Here is a 15220-nt window from a genome sequence, read left to right on the forward strand (position 1 = left end):
CGAAGCGGGCGGCTTCACGCGTCGGCGCGCACCGTCGCGCCGTGGCCGACCAGCGCCGCCGTCTCCCGCGCGATCTGTTCCTCCTCGTCGGGGGCGCACACGCGAACGCCGACGGCACCGGCCTCGCCGGCGCGCGGCACGCCCGCCCAGGCGAGGTCCGCGCAGATCGCGTCGCGCGTGGCGGCATCATGCTCGCCGATGCCGCCGCTGAAGACGAGCATGTCGATTCCGCCGAGACTGACGATCATCGCGGCGATCTGCTTGGCGACCGACCGGCAGAAGATGTCGATCGCGAGCCGCGCCTCGGGCGCCGCCTCCCGCGCCTCCCGGAGCGTCCGCATGTCGCCAGAGCGATCCGAAACGCCGAGCAGACCCGATTTCTTGTCCACCAGTTCCTCGAGCGTCGCCGCCGTCATGCCCCGCTCGCGCAGCAGGAACAGCAGGACGCCGGGATCGATATCGCCGCTGCGCGTCGCCATCACGACCCCGCCCGACGGGGTCAGCCCCATCGAGGTATCGACGGAACGGCCGGCGCGAACCGCGGTCACGCTGGCGCCGCTGCCGAGATGCGCGATTACGAGGCGTTCGGGAAGATCGTCGCCGAGCTGCCGGACGATCGACCGGCACGACAGGCCGTGGAAGCCATACCGGCGGATGCCCTCGGCGCGAAGCCGCGCGGGCACGGGCAGCACCGCCGCGACCGGCGGCAGATCGCGGTGGAAGCCGGTGTCGAAACAGGCGACTTGCGGAATATCGGGGAAGCGCCGCCGCGCCGCGCCGATCAGCGACAGCGCCGCCGGGCCGTGCAGCGGCGCGAACGCGCACGCCGCCTCCAGCCGCGAAGTCACGTCCGCATCGACCACGACCGGATCGAACAGGTCGGGGCCGCCGTGGACGATGCGGTGGCCGATCGCGTCCGGCGTCGCGCCGTCGAGCTTGGCGGCGATCGCATCGAAGCCTTCGGCATGGTCCGCCCCCGCCACGGTGCCGCCCGCGACGGCTTCGCAACGGTTCCCGTCGATCGTGAAAGCGCCGTATTTCAACGACGACGAACCGGCGTTGAGCGCGAGGATCAGCGCGCCCATCGCCAGTCGCGCACCTCCGGCAGATCATCCCCCTGTTCGGCGACATGGAGCTTGTGCCGCTCCATCATCGCCCAATAGCGCGCCGTCGCGGCGGGCACGTGATCCTTGAGGCGTGGCACCCGTTCGATCGCATCGAGCGCGAGCCGGTAGCGATCGAGATCGTTCATCACCACCATGTCGAAGGGGGTCGTGGTCGTGCCCTCGCCTTTGTAGCCGCGGACGTGGAAATTGTGGTGCCCGGCGCGCGCATAGGCGAGCCGGTGGATGAGCGACGCATAGCCGTGGAAGGCGAAGATCACCGGCTTGTCGGTGGTGAACATCGCATCGAACGCGCGATCATCGAGCCCGTGCGGATGCGCCTTCTGCGGCTGCAACACCATCAGATCGACCACGTTGACGACGCGGACGCGGATGTCCGGCACATAGTCCCGCAGCAGCATGGCGGCGGCGAGAGTCTCCAGCGTCGGCACGTCCCCCGCGCAGGCGAGCACCACATCGGGATCGCCCTCGTCGCTGGCCCAATCCCAGACGCCCGCGCCGATGGTGCAATGGCGCACCGCCGCCTCGATATCGAGCCACTGAAGCTCGGGCTGTTTGCCGGCGACGATGACGTTGATGTAGCCGCGGCTGCGCAGGCAATGGTCCGCCACCGACAGCAGGCAATTGGCATCGGGCGGTAGATAGATGCGCGCGACGTCGGCGGTCTTGTTCGCGACATGATCGAGGAAGCCGGGATCCTGGTGCGACGACCCGTTATGGTCCTGCCGCCACACGTGCGAGGTGAGCAGATAGTTGAGCGACGCGATCGGCTTGCGCCACGGGATCACGCGCGTGGTCTTGAGCCATTTGGCATGTTGATTGACCATCGAATCGACGATGTGGACGAACGCCTCATAGCAGGAGAACAGCCCGTGGCGGCCGGTGAGCAGATAGCCCTCCAGCCAGCCCTGGCAGAGATGCTCGCTGAGCACCTCCATCACGCGGCCATCGGTGCTGAGATCGGTATCGTCGGGGAGCGTTTCGGCCATCCACCGCTTGCCGGTGACGTCATAGACCGCTTGCAGGCGGTTCGAGGCGGTCTCGTCCGGGCCGAACAGGCGCAGATTGGCGCCGGCGAGATTGAGCGCCATCGCGTCCTTGAGATACCGCCCAAGCGTCGCGGTGGCCGCCGCTTCGACGCAACCGGGCGTCGCCACCGCCACGGCATGCGCGCGGAAATCGGGCAGGACGAGCGGGCGCATCAGCTCACCCCCGTTCGCATGCGGGTTCGAGCCCATCCGGCGGTGGCCGGTCGGTGCGAGACCGGCGAACGCCTCGCGGAACTTGCCATTGGCGTCGAACAGCTCGTCGGGCCGGTAGCTGCGCAGCCATGTTTCAAGCTGGACGAGATGCTCGGGATCGTTGAAATCGGCGATCGGCACCTGATGCGCGCGCCACGTTCCTTCGACCGGCTTGCCATCGACGCGCTTCGGCCCGGTCCAGCCCTTGGGGGTGCGCAGCACGATCACCGGCCAGGCCGGCCGATCGCCCGCCGCGCCGGAGCGCGCGTGCCGCTGGATGTCGCGGATGCGGGCGAGCGCGGTATCGAGCGTCGCCGCCAGTTCCTGATGGACGATCATCGGATCATCGCCGCCGACGAACAGCGGTTCGTGGCCGTAGCCGCGCATCAGGCTGGCGAGTTCGTCCTCGGGGATGCGCGCGAGGACGGTCGGGTTGGCGATCTTGAAGCCGTTGAGATGCAGGATCGGCAGGACCGCGCCGTCGCTGGCGGGATTGAGGAACTTGTTGCTGTGCCAGCTCGCGGCGAGCGCGCCGGTCTCGGCCTCGCCGTCGCCGATCACGCAGGCGACGACCAGATCGGGATTGTCGAACGCGGCGCCATAGGCGTGGGCGAGCGCATAGCCGAGTTCGCCGCCCTCATGAATCGAACCGGGGGTTTCGGGCGCGACATGGCTGGGGACACCGCCGGGCCAGGAGAATTGCCGGAACAGCCGCTCCATCCCGCCCCGGCTGCGCTCGATCGCCGGATAGCGTTCGGTATAGGAACCTTCGAGATAGGTGTGCGCGACCAGCCCCGGCCCGCCGTGGCCGGGGCCGATGATCGCGATCATGTTCACGTCCTGCTCGACGATCAGCCGGTTGAGATGGACGTAGAGCAGGTTGAGCCCCGGCGTGGTGCCCCAATGGCCGAGCAGCCGGGGCTTGATGTCGGCGCGGGTGAGCGGCCGCTCCAGCAGCGGATTGGCGCGCAGATAGATCTGGCCGACCGAGAGGTAATTGGCGGCGCGCCAATAGCCGTGCATGCGGTGGAGCAACTCGGCGGAGAGCGGCCCCGCCGGCGCGCCGGGCGCCCGTTCCAGCTCCGCCTGTTCGACTCCGGTCTGTGTCGTCACGGTCAAGGCCCTGCTCCTCTTGCGTCTCGAACGGGCGCGCGCTGGACGCGGCAGCGCCGGCGCGAGACGGTACCCACGATGGGCGCTTGTACCACAGCGCGGGCGGCGGGCGAAAGCCGAAGCGGGGCCGAACGGCCGGGCCGGTTCGCGCGCGGGGTGGATGCGGCGCGGGCATCCGCGCTATGGCGCGGCGATGCGCCGCTACGAACACCCCCACCGCCTGCTCGCGATCGGGCTCGCCGCGCTGGCGGGCTTCGTCGATGCGCTCGGCTTTCTGAAGCTGGGCGGGATGTTCGTGTCGTTCATGAGCGGCAATTCGACGCGGCTCGCGGTCGGCGTCGCCGGTGATCCGCGCGGCAGCCTGTTCGTGGGCGCGGTGATCGCGGCGTTCGTGATCGGGGTGATGGCGGGTGCGACCGTGGGGCGCCTGGCCGGGCGCTGGCGCAAGCAGGCGGTGCTGGGGTTCGTTCTGCTGGAGCTGATCGTCGCGGCATCGCTCGACAGCGGCCCGGTGGTGGCGCCGCTGCTGATGGCGAGCGCGATGGGGGCGCTCAACGCGGTGTTCCAGCGCGACGGCGAGGTCAGCGTCGGCGTGACCTATATGACGGGCACGCTCGTCAAGTTCGGGCAGCATCTCGCCGCCGCGTTCGCCGGGGGGCCGCGCTTCGCGTGGGTGCCGTATCTGCTGCTGTGGCTCGGGCTGGTGACGGGCGCGGTCGCCGGCGCGGCGGTGTACCCCGCGCTGGGGCTGACGGCGCTGTGGATCGCGGTGGCGGCGACGGCGCTGCTGCTGGCGGGAACGGTCGCGATCGGGCCGGTGCGGGAGGTTTGAGCCGGCTCACTTGCGGCAGGGATAGGCCTTCTTGAACGCGCGCAGGACGATGATGCTGCCCTGCCGATCGCGATCCTCCGGGTGCTTGTTCATATATTTGACGGTGACGGCGGCGAGCTTCTTGATCGTCGCCTTGGTGGGGATGCAGACCTGCCGCACGTTGCGCCGGTTGGACCATTGCGTGACGGCGATGCCGTCCGCCGCGCCCTCGACATAGCGCAGGCATTGCAACCGCTCGGACTCGTCGCCCTTGCACAAGGCGTACAGATCCTGCCCGTTCATGAAGGTGGCGCTTTCCGCCGCCAGAAGCATCATCAGGCCGATCATGTCGCTCTCCTCGCGCCCGCTGTTCGCATATCGCGCCGCGATCCACAATCGGACGCGGGCGGCTTTGGCGATCGGGGCGATCCGGGGTACAAGCGCGGCATGACTCGTTCGATGCCATCGCGCGCTGGCGCGATTCCGTTTGCGTTCGCCCTCGTCGCGGGGGTTTGCTGCTGGCCCGCTGTGGGCATCGCCCAGGCGCCGGAGCCGCCCGCGCCGCCGCCAGGCGACACGATCCGGCTGAGCGACGCCGAGCGCGACGCGATCCTCGACAGCAACACGGTGGAAAGCGCGGCGGCGGCGCGCGGTGAAGCGCGCGACGCGGGCGGTCCCGGCATCCACGGCGAGATCGGCGCGATGATCGGATCGAACGGGACGCGCGGCGCCTATGGCGTGGCGGCGATCCCGCTCGGCGACAATGCCGGCGCGGTGGTATCGTTCGAGAGCAGCCGATTCGGCGGATATCGGCGCGGTCGCTGAGCGTGACGGCCGAATGGGACGGCGCGGCGGTGCGGACGTGGCTCGCGCGGCGGATCGCCTCCGCACGCGCCGAGCAGGTGCGGGCCGAGCGCGGCGGGTATGAATTCCACGACGATTGCGACAAGGCGGCGGCGGAAGAGATGGTGTGCGCCGCGCTGAAGGACAAAGCCTCGGTCGATGCGCAGAGCGCGTTCGCCGAGGAGGTGCGCGCGCTGCTGGCGCGTGACGACTATATCTGGCGCGGCGTGTATGACGATACGCGGTTCGACCGGCATGTCCGCAGCTATCTGCGCAAGCTCGCCAAGATGACCAAGACCAACGTCGGGTTCGGCAACGTCGCGCATTATCAGTGACGCACGGCGCTATCCGCCGCGCCGCACGGTTTCGAAGAAGCCCTCGCCGCCCATCTGCCCGCCCTTGAGAACCAGCTCCAAGCCGTCGATCGCCGGGTCGGCGGCGTGCGCGCGCACCAGCGGGGCGCCGCGTTCGATCGGCGCGGCCCAGGTGAGCGCGTCGATGCCGAGCTGGGCGACACCGTGGCTCGACGTGTCGCCGCCCGCGAACAGGATGCGCGTGAGGCCGGTGCGCTCGATCACCGCGCGGGTGACGCGGCCGAGCGCCGTCCCGAGCATGTCACCGGCGGCGGGGGCGGTTTCGCCGAGCGGGCCTTCCGCCGAGTGGATCACGCCGCGCCCACCCTGCCCCAGCGCGGCGACGGCGGCAGCGACCAGACGCTCCTCCTCGGCACTCTCGCCGCGCAGCAATGCAGCGACACCGGCACGCGCGGGCGCGTAGCCGTCGGCGATTCCGCGCGCGATCTGGCGGGCGGTGACGGGCGAACAACTGCCGCTGACGACGAGCAGCCGATCGACCGGCGGCGCGCGCGGCGGTGGCGGCGCCGGTTCGATCAGCCCTGCCGCCTGCCAGGCGAGCACCAGCGCGCGCGTCACCCCCGAGCTGCCGACCGCGAAGCGCACGCCGCGCGTGAGCAGCACGTCGCCGGTGGCGGCGAGATCGCGCAGCGAGACGCCGTCGAACAGCACCGCGTCGGCATCGGCCGAGTCGAACGCCGTGCCGGCCTCGCCCGCCTCGATCCGGTCGAGCGGGATGAGGGCGATGCGCGCCTGCGTCTGCGCGGCGAGGTGGCGGATCAGGTCGGCCTCGTGCATCGGCGTGACGGGGTGGCGCGCCATCGTCGGGTGGCGGTCGATGCGGTACACCTCCGCGCCGGCCGCCGCGAACAGGTTTCCGAACGCGACGTAGCGGCGCAGGTGCGGCGCGCCGACGACGATCGCGGCGGGGCCACCGAATGCGGCGACACCGAGGTCGAGCGCGCGGCCGATCGAGCCGGTATGCGGGCTGCTGTCGAAAGTCGAACAGGTCTTGTAATGGACCAACGCCCCCTCCCCCAGCGCGCGATAGGCGGCGGGGAGATGCTCGGCCATCCATTCGGGCGAGCGGCTGCGGCTGTCGCCCGCGAGGCCGATCGCCTGTGCGTCGGGGAAGCGCGCGCGGAGCGCTGGGTCGGGCGCGCGCAGGAACAGCACCGCCGGCACGCCGCCTTCGGCGAGCTGTTCGAGCACGTCGGTCGAGCCGGTGAAATCGTCGCCGTAGAAGGCGTAGCGGAGGGTCATGGGGTGGGTGTCGTTAACGCGGCCCAACCGGGTCCGTTCGTGCCGAGCGAAGTCGAGGCACCTGCGCTCCTGTGTCGCCCCTCGACTTCGTTCGGGGCGAACGGAGTGGGTGTGGATGCGGCACGTGCTTCGACTTCGCTCAGCACGAACGGAGAATGGGCGGCTTCGTTCAGCACGAACGGAGTGGGTACCGATGCAGCACGTGCTTCGACTTCGCGCAGCACGAACGGAGAACGGGCGGCTTCGTTCAGCACGAACGGAGTGGGTACGGATGCAGCACGTGCTTCGACCTCGCTCAGCACGAACGGAGAACGGGCGGCTTCGTTCAGCACGAACGACGGGGAGGCGAGCGTGGCACGGGCCTCGGATTCGTTCAGCACGAACGGCACGGACGCGAAGCTCATCCGCCGAACGCGCCGAGCGCGGCCGCGAGTTCGGGCGAATCCTTCGCTGCCTGTTCGACCGGCACGCCGGCGACCGCCGCCTCCCATGCCTGCATCAGCGCGCGTACCCCCGCCGCCGGGCCGCCGGGGTGCGCCATGATGCCGCCACCGGCTGCGAACATGCAATCGACCGAGCCAAGCGCGGCATAGGTCGGCGCGGCCTGGCGCGCGGACTGGCCGGAGGAGAACACCGGCATGATCTCGCAGCCCGGATGGGGCGCGGCGAACATCGGCGTCAGGCACTCGCGCGCCGAGGCGATGACGCTGTCATTCGGTTCGCAGAATTTGTTGTCGATGCCGTTGACATGGGTGTGGTCGATCCCGGCGAGCCGCCACAGTTTCTGATAGGCGATGAAGCTCATCCCGATCGCCGGAGACCGCCCGAGCATCCCCCAGCCGTTGCGATGGCCGTGGATCGGCAACTGGCTGTGCGCGCGAAGCACCTTCATCGCGGGCAGGCCGATCGAGTTCATGCTCGCCATGATGCAGGTGCCGCCTTGCGCGAGCACATGGTCGTGGCGCGCGAGCATTTCGTCGATGTCGCCGGTGAGGTTGGCGGCGTACATCACCTTCTTGCCGGTGCGGTCGGCGTGATCGTTGATGACGCGCATCACCGCTGAAATCCTCGCGTCGAACGGGCAATGCGGACCGTCGGCCTGAAGCTCGTCGTCCTTGATGAAATCGACCCCGGCCTCGACCAGCGCGCGGACCTGATCGGCGGTCGCCTCGGGCGAGAGGCCGACGCTCGGCTTGATGATCGTGCCGATGATCGGGCGGTCGTAAACGCCGGCGAGCCGCCGTGTGCCGGCGACGCCGAATTGCGGCCCCTGATAGCGACCCAGGAAGGCCGGCGGGAGGGTGAGATCGATCAGCTTGAGGCCGGAGAACGCCTTCAGCTCGGAGAGATTGCCCGCCACCGTCGCGAGCAGATTGGGCAGCGACGGGCCGAAATTGACGAGCGGCCACGACAGCACCACGCGCGCCGCGCGGCGGCTGGTCTCGCCCGACTTCGGGAGGCCGCTACCGGGCAAGGACGGCGCGGCGACGGCGCCCAGATCTTCGATCGCCTCGACGCGGGCGGCGTGCGTCTCGCGCAGCGCATCGGTCTCGCCGGGGACGCGAACGAAGGTGCCGGTCGATTGCTCGCCCGCCATCGTCGCCGCCGCCTGTTCGAGCGGAAAAGCGGTTTCGATCCAATAGGTCGCGTAAACACGGTCGTCGCTCATCACGCCACCTTGAAATAGGTCGCCGATCGCTCGGTATCGACGGTGTAATAGGGCACGAAGACGAGGTTCCGCCCGCCGACGTTGGTGCGATACGCCTGCGGATTCTCGGGCATCGCTTCGAGCGCCTGCGGCAGCGCGAGCGGCTGGGTCTCGATTCCCGCCCAGGGGTTGATGCCGACGTACATCACCGGCCCGCGCAGGACGGCGGCGAGATTGGGGTTCTTGTCGTCGATCGGAAGCGTACGCAGCGGCTGCGGGATGCTGAGGTCGATCACGTCGCCCGCCTTCCAGGTGCGCGTCACCGCCGCGAGCGTGCCGGGCGTGACCGACTGGGGCTTGCCGTTGACCGTGAGCGTCGCGCCCCTGGTCCATGCCGGGATGCGCAGCTTGACGCCGAAGCGGCCGTCGCCGGGCTTGCGCACTGTAAGTCGAACCGTATCCGCGGCGGGGTATGCGGTTTCCTGCACGAGTTCGACCATGCCGCCGGCGCGATCCCAGCGTAGTTCCGAGGGCGTGTAGAGGTTGACCAGCACGGTCGCGTCGTCGTGGAAATAGGCATTGAGCCCATAATCCGCGACGCCCTGCACCAATGTGCCCGAGCAGCATGGCCATTTCTGATGATAATAGCGTTTTTCGCCGGCGGGGCCGTAATCCGAATAATAGGGATAGCCGCCGTCGCTATCGGGCATGCGCGCGGCGAGCATGGTGTTGTAGAGCGTGCGCTCCAGCCCGTCGCCATATTGCGCCTCGCCGGTGAAGCGGATCAGATAGCGCGCGAGCTTGAGATCGGCGAAGCTGCCGCACGGCGTTTCGAAATGCGCCTTCGAGCTGGTCAGGCTGGCGGCGAGCTTGCCCTGGTGGAGCGGGACGAACTGCTCCTCCGGCCCCCAGCCGCCGCTGGCGAAGCGTTGCGGCTCCATGAACCGGTAGGCGTTGACCAGCGCCTTGCGGTATTTGTCGACGCCGAGGTGGAGATAGGCCTGCGCGCCCGAGCTGAGCGCGATCGTGTGGCTATAGGCGTGCTTGCCGGGCAGCACGTCCTGCCCCGCCGCGAGCGGATCGAACCACTCGGGATCGAGCATGTAATGTTTGGCGAGCTGGCGGTATTTGTCGTCACCGGTGATGTCGGCGACGAGGAACAGGTTCTCGGGCAGGACATAGGTTTCGTCATAGGGCGGATCGAGCTTGCCGATCCGGTCGCGCGAGACCGGGGAGATATAGGGCAGGCATTTCGCGACGATGATCGGCAGCAACGTCTTGGCCTGCTCGACGCCGCTCAGGCGATAGGCGTCGATCATGCCGACGATATATTTGTCCATGACGTATGCGGCCCACTGCGCCTGCGCCTTGGGGCCGACATAGGGGTTCTTGGCGGCGACGAACGCCTTGCCGAAGCCATCGACCAGCGCCGCGACTTTCGCGTGGCACGCCTTGTCGCCAGTCGCGGCGCCGAGCCGGGCAAGGCCAGAGATATATTGGCCGAGCGTGAGGCCGGGGACGAAGCCGTCCTTGTCGTACCAGCCGCCCATATCCGGCCCCGGCGCGGGCAGGCCGGCATTCTCGCGGAAGACCTTGAGGATGCGATCATTGTCGAGCGCGAGATAATGCGCGTGGATGCGATCGAACTGCGCCTTGAGCGGGCCGCCGGTGAGCGTGACCGCGCCATATGGAAACTCGCGCATCGCCTCGCGACCCGGCTGGGTGGCGGATGCCGGGACCGCCGCGCGGCCGACCGACGCGGCGCCGAGCGCGGTTCCCGCCGTCGCGCAGGCGGCGCATTGCACCATCGTTCGGCGCGACAGCTCCAGATCGAGCAATCCTCTCAAGACCATTTCCTTTTCGCAGGGACCGCTGCGCGGTGGCTTCGGGTCATGATTAGCGACAGACAAATCCGAAGGCAATCGAAAGACATTCGAAATTAAAACCAAAAGTGCTAGGGCCGCGCGAGAGGCTCATAGACCTGAACGGGAGAGGAACATGCGGAGATTTGCGATGTGTCTGGCGGCGCTGGCGTGTGGCGGGGCCGCGCCCGCGCCGGTCCGGCTGTTCGACGGGCGGACGCTGGCGGGCTGGGAACAGGGCACGGCGGACAGCTTCCGTGTCGAGAACGGCAGCATCACCGGCGGCACGATCGACCGGGTGCTGACCAAGAAGACGTTCCTTTGCACGACGCGCGACTATGGCGACTTCCGCCTGACCGCGCGCTTCCGCATCGACGGCGGGCAATATGCCAATACGGGCATCCAGTTCCGCACCGCGCGCGTCGATGCGGGGGCGACGCAGGTGATCGGCTATCAGGCCGATGCCGGGCATATCTATTGGGGCACGCTGTATGACGAGGGCCGCCGCAAGGTGACGCTCGCCGATTTCGACCAGAGCAAGATCGCGCGGCACCTCAACGACGGCCGGTGGAACCGCTATGCGATCGTCGCCAAGGGCCGGCATATCGTGCTGACCTTCAACGGCGTGAAGACCGTCGATTATGTCGAGCCGGACACGAGCATCGCGCAGACCGGCAAGATCTGCCTGCAATTGCACGACAAGGTGGCGATGACGGTGGCGTTCCGCGATATCGTGCTGACGCCGTTGTAAAGGCGCGCGGGCGGCATAAACCCGCTGGCCTTCCGGCGAACCTTGCGCCACAAGCGCGTCGAAACGATCCCGGGCGGGTCTTTTCGGCCTTTGGCTGTTGGGAAACGGCGGACGTTCTGGATTTTTCGATGCACCCCGCGCTGCGACACATAAGCAACTGGATCTTCGATCTCGACAACACGCTGTATCCGGCGAGCGCGGACCTGTTCCGCCAGATCGACGCGAAGATGACCGCCTATATCGCCAACCGCTTCGCGGTGGATACGGCGGAGGCGTTCCGGTTGCAGAAGAGCTATTTCCTCGGCCACGGCACCACGCTCGCCGGGCTGATGGCCGAGCATGATGTCGATCCGCACGAGTTTCTCGACTTCGTCCACGATGTCGAGATGGACGTGCTGGAGGAGAACGCGCCGCTCGCCGCCGCGATCGCGCGGCTACCGGGGCGCAAGATCGTGTTCACCAACGGCGACGGGCCGTATGCGGGCCGCGTGCTCGAACGGCTCGGGCTGTCGCAGAGCTTCGAAGCCATCCACGACATCCACGCGATGGACCTGATCCCCAAGCCGCAGGCATCGGCCTATGCGGGGCTGTGCGCGGCGTTCGATCTCGATCCGGCGGCATCGGTGTTCGCCGACGACATGGCGCGCAACCTCGCGCCGGCCAAGGCGATCGGCATGACCACGGTGTGGGTCGATAACGGCTCCGAACAGGGGCATGACGCCGACCGCGGCTTCATCGACTTCACCACCCACGACATAACGCACTGGCTGCACGACATTCTGGAGGACCAATGAGCGACGACCTGCAAGCGACCATCGAGGCGGCGTGGGACGCGCGTGACACCATTGGATTCGATACAGGCGCGCCGGTGCGCGATGCGGTGGAAAGCGCGCTGGCGCTGCTCGATGCGGGCAAGGCGCGGGTCGCGGAGCCGTCGGGCGATGGCTGGGTGGTCAACCAGTGGCTCAAGAAGGCCGTGCTGCTGTCGTTCCGGCTCAACGACAATAGCCTCGTCGATAGCGGCGCGGCCGGCGCGCCGGCGTTCGACAAGGTGCCCTCCAAATTCGCCGGCTGGGGCGAGGCCGAGTTCCGCGCGGGCGGGTTCCGCGTGGTGCCCGGCGCGGTCGCGCGGCGCGGGTCGTTCATCGCCAAGGGTGCGATCCTGATGCCGAGTTTCGTCAACATCGGCGCCTATGTCGGCGAGGGCACGATGGTCGATACCTGGGCGACGGTGGGGTCGTGCGCGCAGATCGGCAAGAACGTCCATCTCTCGGGCGGGGCGGGGATCGGCGGGGTGCTCGAACCGCTCCAGGCCGATCCGGTCATCATCGGCGACGGCGCGTTCATCGGCGCGCGCGCGGAAGTGGCGGAGGGTGTGCGCGTCGGCGAAGGCGCGGTGCTGTCGATGGGTGTCTATCTCGGCGCATCGACCAAGATCATCGATCGCGCGACCGGCGAGGTGCATGTCGGATCGGTGCCGCCCTATGCGGTGGTGGTTCCCGGCTCGATCGGCGGCGGCGAGGGCAAGCCGGCGCTGTACTGCGCGGTGATCGTCAAGCGCGTCGATGCGCAGACCCGGTCGAAGACCAGCATCAACGAACTGCTGCGCGACTGATGCGTGGGGCCGGTCGCCTCCTCGGGCTGCTCGCGCTGCTGGGGCTTGCCGCCCCGGCGGCGGCCGACCCATTGCCGCTCGAACCGGCCAAGGTGATCGCCAGCTTCCCGCACGATACCAGTGCCTATACCGAGGGACTGTTCTACCGCGACGGCGATCTCTACGAGAGCACCGGCTTCGAGGGCCGCTCGACGATCCGCCAGGTCGACATCAAGACCGGCGTGGTGCGGCGCAAGGTCTCGATCCCGCCGTCCGATTTCGGTGAGGGGATCGTCGACTGGGGCGACCAGATCGTCAGCCTCACCTGGAAGGGCGGCCACGGCTACCGCTGGACGCTGGGCGGGTTCAAGCGCATCGGCAGCTTCCGCTATCCCGGCGAAGGCTGGGCGCTGACCAAGGACGCGCACCACATCATCATGTCGGACGGGACGCCGGTGCTGCGCTTCCTCGATCCCAAGACGTTGCGGATCGTCAAGCGCGTCAGGGTGACGGCGGACGGCAATCCGGTCGAGAACATCAACGAGCTCGAATATGTCGATGGCGAGATCCTCGCCAACATCTGGATGACCGACCTGATCGCGCGGATCGACCCGGCGAGCGGGCATGTGCTCGGCTGGATCGACGTGAGCGCGCTGACCAAGCAGGCCGACGCCGGCGGCGGCGATTCGGTCGCGAACGGCATCGCCTGGGACGCCAAGACGCGCCGGCTGTTCGTGACCGGCAAGAACTGGCCGCTGCTATTCGAAATCGCGCCGCCGCACACGCGGTAATCGGCGCCTGACACATGATTGGTAACGCTACCGTCTTTCTCGGCCGCAGCAAAGTCTTGCCGACACGCGGCGAAGAGTAAAACGCCGCACGGAAGCTTTCCGCCCGAGCCGGACAAGAAGACTCCCGCCACGCCTCGACAACGTCACATCCGCTGCCTATCCGCAGGTCACACGCAGCAGGGGAAATCGTTCATGTCGACCGTCAGCAATGTTCTGGACCGCGTCCTAGTCCTTGAAATGGTCCGCGTGACCGAAGCGGCGGCGATCGCCTGCTCTCCCCTGATCGGCCACGGCGACGAGAAAGCGGCGGACGCGGCGGCGGTCGATGCGATGCGCACCGCGCTCAACGGACTCTACATGGACGGCACCGTGGTGATCGGCGAGGGCGAGCGCGACGAGGCGCCGATGCTCTATATCGGCGAGAAGGTCGGCTCGGCGATCGGCAAGGGGCCGAAGATCGACATCGCGCTCGATCCGCTCGAAGGCACGACGATCTGCGCCACCGCCGGCCCGAACAGCCTCGCGGTGCTGGCGATCGCCGAGGAAGGCGGGCTGCTCAACGCGCCGGACGTGTACATGGACAAGATCGCGGTCGGCCCCGGCTATCCCGACAACATCATCGATCTCGACAAATCGCCGAGCGAGAACGTCAAGGCGGTGGCGGCGGCGAAGGGCGTCGAGCCGTCGAAAATCATGTGCTGCGTGCTCAACCGCCCGCGCCACGAGGCGCTGATCGCCGAATTGCGCGCGCTCGGCTGCGGCGTGATGCTGATCGGCGACGGCGACGTGGCAGGCGTGATCGCGACGACCAACCCGGAAACGACGATCGACATCTACATGGGCTCGGGCGGCGCGCCGGAGGGCGTGCTGGCGGCAGCGGCGCTCCGCTGCGTCGGCGGCCAGTTCAAGGGCCGGCTGCTGTTCCGCAACGATGACGAGCGCGCGCGTGCCGCGAAATGGGGCGTCACCGATCTCGACAAGCAATATGACCTGACCGAACTGGCCAAGGGCGACTGCATCTTCGCGGCGACCGGCGTGACCGACGGCTCGCTGCTCGCCGGCGTGAAGCGCAAGAAGGGCGTGATGACCACCGAGAGCGTGGTGATGCGCGCGTCCTCGGGCACGGTGCGCTGGGTGAAGGGCGAACACCGGATCTGATGTGCTCCTCCCGCTCGGGATCGAGCGGGGGATCGGTTTCGGGGGACTGCTCGGGCGGTGTCGCTTGGGGAATCCCCCCACCATTTTGCCGAAGAGGCAAAATGGTCCCCCTCCCCGTTCCGGGGAGGATCAGAGCGTGCGTTGGAGGAAGAGGACGTCGAGCGAGCGGCCGAATTTCTCGCCGATGTCGTGGAGCCGGCCGACTTCGCGGAAGCCGAGCTTCCCGTGAAGCGCGACCGAGGCGGGTTCGGGGCCGCCGACCACCGCCACCATCTCGCGGAACCCCGCCGCCGGCGCGGCGGCGATCAGCGCGCCGAGCAGGACGGTGCCGACGCCGCCGCCCCGCGCTTCCTCGGCGATGTAGATGCTGTCCTCGCACGAGGCGCGGTACGCCGCGCGATCCCGGAACTGCGCGGCATAGGCATAGCCGAGCACCCTGCCCGCGCGCTCGGCGACGAGGAACGGCCAGCAGCGCGCGCGAATCTCGGCGATCCTGTGCCGCCAGTGCGCGACGCCGGGGGGATCGATATCGAACGTGCCGGTGCCGTGCAGAACGTGGTGCGCGTAGATCGCGGTGATCGCGTCGGCATCGGCTTCGGTTACAGGGCGGATCGTCGTCATGCCCGCGCTTTGGCAGAAATCGGCTCGGCATCAAACCACCGAGTCCG

Annotated in this window: 16 protein-coding genes; 8 read left to right on the plus strand and 8 right to left on the minus strand. The window is 68.4% G+C overall.

Annotated elements, in window-relative coordinates; translation table 11 throughout:
* Positions 1–14: 14 nt before the first annotated feature.
* Together BLS81_RS03670 and BLS81_RS03675 are read right to left on the minus strand one after the other, a co-directional pair.
* The gene (locus BLS81_RS03670) at positions 15–1085 is read right to left on the minus strand and encodes an acetate/propionate family kinase (protein WP_093220828.1); all 1071 of its coding nucleotides are present in this window, start codon (positions 1083–1085) and stop codon (positions 15–17) included.
* Entirely contained in the window at positions 1073–3478 is a 2406-nt protein-coding gene (locus BLS81_RS03675; RefSeq protein ID WP_371128246.1) for a phosphoketolase family protein, read from the minus strand. Before BLS81_RS03675 ends, BLS81_RS03670 begins: the two co-directional genes overlap by 13 nt.
* Positions 3479–3671: 193 nt before the next feature.
* On the opposite strand from BLS81_RS03675, the gene BLS81_RS03680 reads away from it, so the two are divergent.
* Positions 3672–4310 (plus strand): YoaK family protein, encoded by a 639-nt coding sequence (locus tag BLS81_RS03680; protein WP_093221788.1) that lies wholly within the window; start codon positions 3672–3674, stop codon positions 4308–4310.
* Positions 4311–4316: 6 nt separating this feature from the next.
* On the opposite strand, the gene BLS81_RS03685 is transcribed toward BLS81_RS03680, so the two are convergent.
* Positions 4317–4637, minus strand: coding sequence for a Rap1a/Tai family immunity protein (locus tag BLS81_RS03685; protein WP_143023294.1), 321 nt, complete (start codon positions 4635–4637; stop codon positions 4317–4319).
* A 180-nt stretch (positions 4638–4817) separates the two neighbouring features.
* Between BLS81_RS03685 and BLS81_RS03690 the strand changes: the two genes are divergently transcribed.
* A complete protein-coding gene (locus tag BLS81_RS03690; protein WP_256326049.1) occupies positions 4818–5114 on the plus strand; it encodes a hypothetical protein in 297 nt (98 codons plus the stop codon).
* Between the two features lie 2 nt (positions 5115–5116).
* Entirely contained in the window at positions 5117–5467 is a 351-nt protein-coding gene (locus tag BLS81_RS03695) for a hypothetical protein (protein WP_256326050.1), read from the plus strand.
* Between the two features lie 9 nt (positions 5468–5476).
* Here the strand turns inward: BLS81_RS03695 and BLS81_RS03700 are convergent, their stop codons facing one another.
* Genes BLS81_RS03700 through BLS81_RS03710 form a run of 4 tightly spaced genes read right to left on the minus strand, consistent with a single transcriptional unit; the run spans position 5477 to position 10243 of the window.
* Positions 5477–6748 carry a four-carbon acid sugar kinase family protein gene (locus BLS81_RS03700; protein ID WP_093220836.1) on the minus strand — a complete coding sequence of 424 codons (1272 nt, stop codon included), beginning with the start codon at positions 6746–6748 and terminating at the stop codon, positions 5477–5479.
* Positions 6745–7152 (minus strand): hypothetical protein, encoded by a 408-nt coding sequence (locus tag BLS81_RS20320; RefSeq protein ID WP_143023295.1) that lies wholly within the window; start codon positions 7150–7152, stop codon positions 6745–6747. Before BLS81_RS20320 ends, BLS81_RS03700 begins: the two co-directional genes overlap by 4 nt.
* Entirely contained in the window at positions 7149–8417 is a 1269-nt protein-coding gene (locus BLS81_RS03705) for a ribulose-bisphosphate carboxylase large subunit family protein (RefSeq protein WP_176787015.1), read from the minus strand. The genes BLS81_RS20320 and BLS81_RS03705 overlap by 4 nt, the downstream gene beginning before the upstream one ends.
* Positions 8417–10243: a beta-L-arabinofuranosidase domain-containing protein gene (locus BLS81_RS03710; protein WP_176787016.1), complete on the minus strand. Its 1827-nt coding sequence runs from the start codon at positions 10241–10243 to the stop codon at positions 8417–8419. The genes BLS81_RS03705 and BLS81_RS03710 overlap by 1 nt, the downstream gene beginning before the upstream one ends.
* 151 nt (positions 10244–10394) lie before the next feature.
* On the opposite strand from BLS81_RS03710, the gene BLS81_RS03715 reads away from it, so the two are divergent.
* From BLS81_RS03715 to glpX, 5 genes are all read left to right on the plus strand, one after another.
* Positions 10395–11009 (plus strand): 3-keto-disaccharide hydrolase, encoded by a 615-nt coding sequence (locus tag BLS81_RS03715; protein WP_093220844.1) that lies wholly within the window; start codon positions 10395–10397, stop codon positions 11007–11009.
* Between the two features lie 128 nt (positions 11010–11137).
* The gene (locus tag BLS81_RS03720) at positions 11138–11803 is read left to right on the plus strand and encodes a pyrimidine 5'-nucleotidase (RefSeq protein WP_093220847.1); all 666 of its coding nucleotides are present in this window, start codon (positions 11138–11140) and stop codon (positions 11801–11803) included.
* Positions 11800–12624, plus strand: coding sequence for a 2,3,4,5-tetrahydropyridine-2,6-dicarboxylate N-succinyltransferase (gene dapD / locus BLS81_RS03725; RefSeq protein ID WP_093220850.1), 825 nt, complete (start codon positions 11800–11802; stop codon positions 12622–12624). Before BLS81_RS03720 ends, dapD begins: the two co-directional genes overlap by 4 nt.
* The gene (locus tag BLS81_RS03730) at positions 12624–13394 is read left to right on the plus strand and encodes a glutaminyl-peptide cyclotransferase (protein WP_093220853.1); all 771 of its coding nucleotides are present in this window, start codon (positions 12624–12626) and stop codon (positions 13392–13394) included. Before dapD ends, BLS81_RS03730 begins: the two co-directional genes overlap by 1 nt.
* Positions 13395–13586: 192 nt before the next feature.
* Positions 13587–14552 carry a class II fructose-bisphosphatase gene (glpX, locus tag BLS81_RS03735; RefSeq protein WP_093220856.1) on the plus strand — a complete coding sequence of 322 codons (966 nt, stop codon included), beginning with the start codon at positions 13587–13589 and terminating at the stop codon, positions 14550–14552.
* 129 nt (positions 14553–14681) lie between these two features.
* Here the strand turns inward: glpX and BLS81_RS03740 are convergent, their stop codons facing one another.
* Entirely contained in the window at positions 14682–15173 is a 492-nt protein-coding gene (locus BLS81_RS03740; RefSeq protein WP_093220859.1) for a GNAT family N-acetyltransferase, read from the minus strand.
* Positions 15174–15220 lie beyond the last annotated feature (47 nt).

Source organism: Sphingomonas sp. NFR15, from assembly GCF_900103265.1.
Taxonomy (GTDB): domain Bacteria; phylum Pseudomonadota; class Alphaproteobacteria; order Sphingomonadales; family Sphingomonadaceae; genus Sphingomonas; species Sphingomonas pollutisoli.